This window comes from Sciscionella sediminilitoris (assembly GCF_000737195.2).
In the GTDB taxonomy this organism is placed as follows: domain Bacteria; phylum Actinomycetota; class Actinomycetes; order Mycobacteriales; family Pseudonocardiaceae; genus Sciscionella; species Sciscionella sediminilitoris.
Genome location: NZ_JALM01000164.1, coordinates 1 through 3,218, shown reverse-complemented (window position 1 = coordinate 3,218; position 3,218 = coordinate 1). Strand labels below are relative to the sequence as shown.

General features: G+C 70.0%; 1 protein-coding gene. It reads left to right on the top strand.

Annotation, left to right across the window (positions count from 1 at the left end; translation table 11 throughout):
• Positions 1 to 3,218, top strand: a 3,218-nt coding sequence (locus AD72_RS34660) for a non-ribosomal peptide synthetase (RefSeq protein ID WP_031470886.1), incomplete at both ends; no start/stop codon positions are given.

The window sequence follows — 3,218 nt, the reverse complement described above, 5'->3', positions numbered from 1 at the left end:
CCCGGCACGAGGCGCTGCGCACCGTGTTCGGCGAAGACGCCGAAGGACCGTACCAGCGGATCCTCGACGAGGCCGTGCCCGAACTGACCGTCGTGTCCTCGAGTGCCGCCGAGGTCGATGCCGCGGTCGCCGAAGCGGCACGGCACGCGTTCGACCTGGACGCCGAGCTTCCGGTCCGTGCCTGGCTGTTCCGGGTGACCGAGGAGGACCACGTGCTGCTGGTCCTCATGCATCACATCGCCGGGGACGGCTGGTCGATCCCGGTGCTGGCCAGTGATTTCGCCGAGGCCTACCGCCACCGGACCGGCGGTGCCGAGCCCGGATGGCCGGTACTTCCGGTGCAGTACGCCGATTTCACGCTCTGGCAGCGGGAAGCGCTCGGCGATGAGTTCGACGCCGGATCGCCGTTCGGCCGCCAGCTCGCCTACTGGACCGGGCAGCTCGACGGGCTGCCCACCGAGCTCGCACTGCCCACCGACCGGCCGCGCCCGGCCACGGGGTCCGGTGCGGGCGACCGGACACCCCTGGAACTCGGCGCCGGGCTGCACGCGAAACTGGAGACCTACTGCCGGCGCAGCGGCGCTACACCGTTCATGGTGCTGCATGCCGCATGGGCGGCCCTGTTCTCCCGGCTGGGCGCAGGCGAGGATCTCGCGATCGGCACCCCGGTCGCCGGGCGCACCGACACCGATCTGGAGCACCTGATCGGTTTCTTCGTGAACACCCTGGTGCTGCGCACCGACCTGTCCGGAACGCCGACGTTCGACGCGCTCGTCGAGCGGACAAGGCAGCAGGCGCTGGACGCGTACGCGAACCAGGATGTGCCGTTCGAGCGACTGGTCGAGCAGCTGAACCCGGAACGGTCCGGTTCGCGGCACCCGCTCTGCCAGGTGGTGCTCGTGGTGAACAACGCGGTCCCCTCGGGACGTGCCGCGGTCACGTTTCCCGGTCTCACCGTCCGGCCGAACCAGGTTGCCACCGACACCGCCCGATTCGACCTGCGCATCTTCCTCGACGAGCACCGCACCGGGGAAGGCGCGCCCGCCGGGGTACGAGGCTCGATCGCCTTCCGGACCGACCTCTACGACCGCTCGACGGTCGAGGAGATGGGGGCGCGGTTCGTTCGCCTGCTCGAGGCCGCGCTCGGCGAGCCGGCCGTTCCGGTGCGGGACCTGCCGTTGCTGGCGGCCGCCGAGCGCAGGCGGGTGCTCGATGAGTGGCAGGGCGGCACCCACGTCGAGGCGCACGTCTCGTTCCCGGAGCTGTTCACCGCGCGGGTGCGCGCGATGCCGGAACAGCCCGCGCTGGCCGGTGGCGGTGTGACGCTGTCCTATCGCGAGCTCGACGCGCGATCCTCCCGGCTGGCCAGGCATCTGATCGGGCTCGGCCTCCGCCCGGAGTCGCGGGCCGTGCTGATCATGCCGCTGTCGGTGGAAGCGGTCGTGGCACTGCTGGCGGTGCTCAAGGCCGGTGGGACCTATGTGCCGGTGGATCCCGCCTACCCTGCCGAGCGGATCGACTATCTGGTGCGCGACGCCGCGCCCGAGGTGGTGCTGACCACCGCCGAACCGGCCGGCCGGGTACCGGACACCGCGGCGCCGGTGGTCGCGGTGGACGCGCTGGATCTCGACGGCCTCGCGGGAGGCCCGGTCGCGGACGGGGAACGCCGCGCGCCGCTGCGGCCGGAGCACCCCGCCTACATCATCTACACCTCGGGCTCGACCGGACGGCCCAAGGGCGTGCAGATCACGCACCGGTCGCTGAGCGCCTACGTGCAGCGCTGCGCCGGGGAGTACACCGCGGTCGGCGGTGTGGCCTGGCTGCATACGCCGATCTCCTTCGACATGACCGTGACCTCGCTCTACACCTCGCTGGCACGGGGCGGACTCGTCGTACTCGGTGACCTTCCGGAATCGGCCGAGTCGGCGGCTCCGCGCCCCACATTCGCCAAGATGACGCCGAGCCACCTGGAGACACTGGAGGCCCTACCGGCTTCGGCGTCTCCCTCCGGAGCCTTGGTGCTGGGCGGCGAGCCGCTGTCGGCCGCCGCCTTGCAGCGTTGGCGCGACCGCAATCCGGGTGCGGTGGTCTACGCGGCGTATGGGCAGACCGAGACCACGGTCAACTGCGCCGAGCTGCGCATCGATCCGGGGGCAACGCTGGCCGCCGCCACCGTGAGCGCGGGCCGCCCGTTCCGCGGCGCCCGGGTGCACGTGCTGGATTCGGCGCTTCGCCCGGTGCCGCCTGGTGTGGCAGGCGAGCTGTACGTGGCCGGATACGGCGTGGCGCGCGGCTACTGGCGACGGCCCGGACTCACCGGCGAGCGTTTCGTCGCGGACCCGTTCGCCGCGGACGGGACACGGATGTACCGGTCCGGTGATCTGGGCCGCTGGTCGCGTGCTGGTGAGCTGGAGATACTCGGCCGGGCCGATGATCAGGTCAAGTTGCGTGGTTTCCGGGTGGAGCTCGGTGAGGTCGAGGCGGCGGTGCGCTCGCATCCATGGGTGGACCAGGTCGCGGTGCTGGTCCGGGAGGACCGGCCGGGGGACAAGCGGCTGGTCGCGTATGTGGTGGCCGCCGCCCAGCCGGATGGTGCCGAGCCGGATGGCGCCGAGCTGCGCGCGCACGTTTCCCGGTTGTTGCCGGATCACATGGTTCCGGCGGTTTTCGTCTCGCTGCCCGGTCTGCCGTTGACGGTGAACGGCAAATTGGATCGCCGCGAACTACCTGTTCCGGATTACGGTTCGGATGCGCAGGGGCGGGAGCCGCGGACACCGCGCGAGGAGATTCTCTGCGGGTTGTTCGCCGAGGTCCTGGGCGCCGATCACGTCGCTATTGACGATAATTTCTTTGATTTGGGTGGGCATTCGCTTTTGGTGACGCGGTTGGTTGGCCGGGTTCGTTCGGTGTTCGGTGTGGAGTTGTCGGTGCGTGCGGTGTTCGAGTCGCCGAATGTCGCCGAGCTCGCCCGGAAGCTCGACGGTGCCGAATCCGGGGTCCGCGCGGTCCGGCCGGTACATCCGAGGCCGAGTCGTATTCCGCTGTCGTACGCGCAGAACCGGCTGTGGTTCCTTTACCGGCTGGAAGGACCGAGCCCCACCTACAACGTCACGACGGCCATCCGGATCAATGGTCGGTTTGATGTGTCGGTGTTGCGGTTGGCGTTGGGTGATGTGGTGGGTCGGCATGAGTCGTTGAGGACGGTGTTTGGTGAGGAT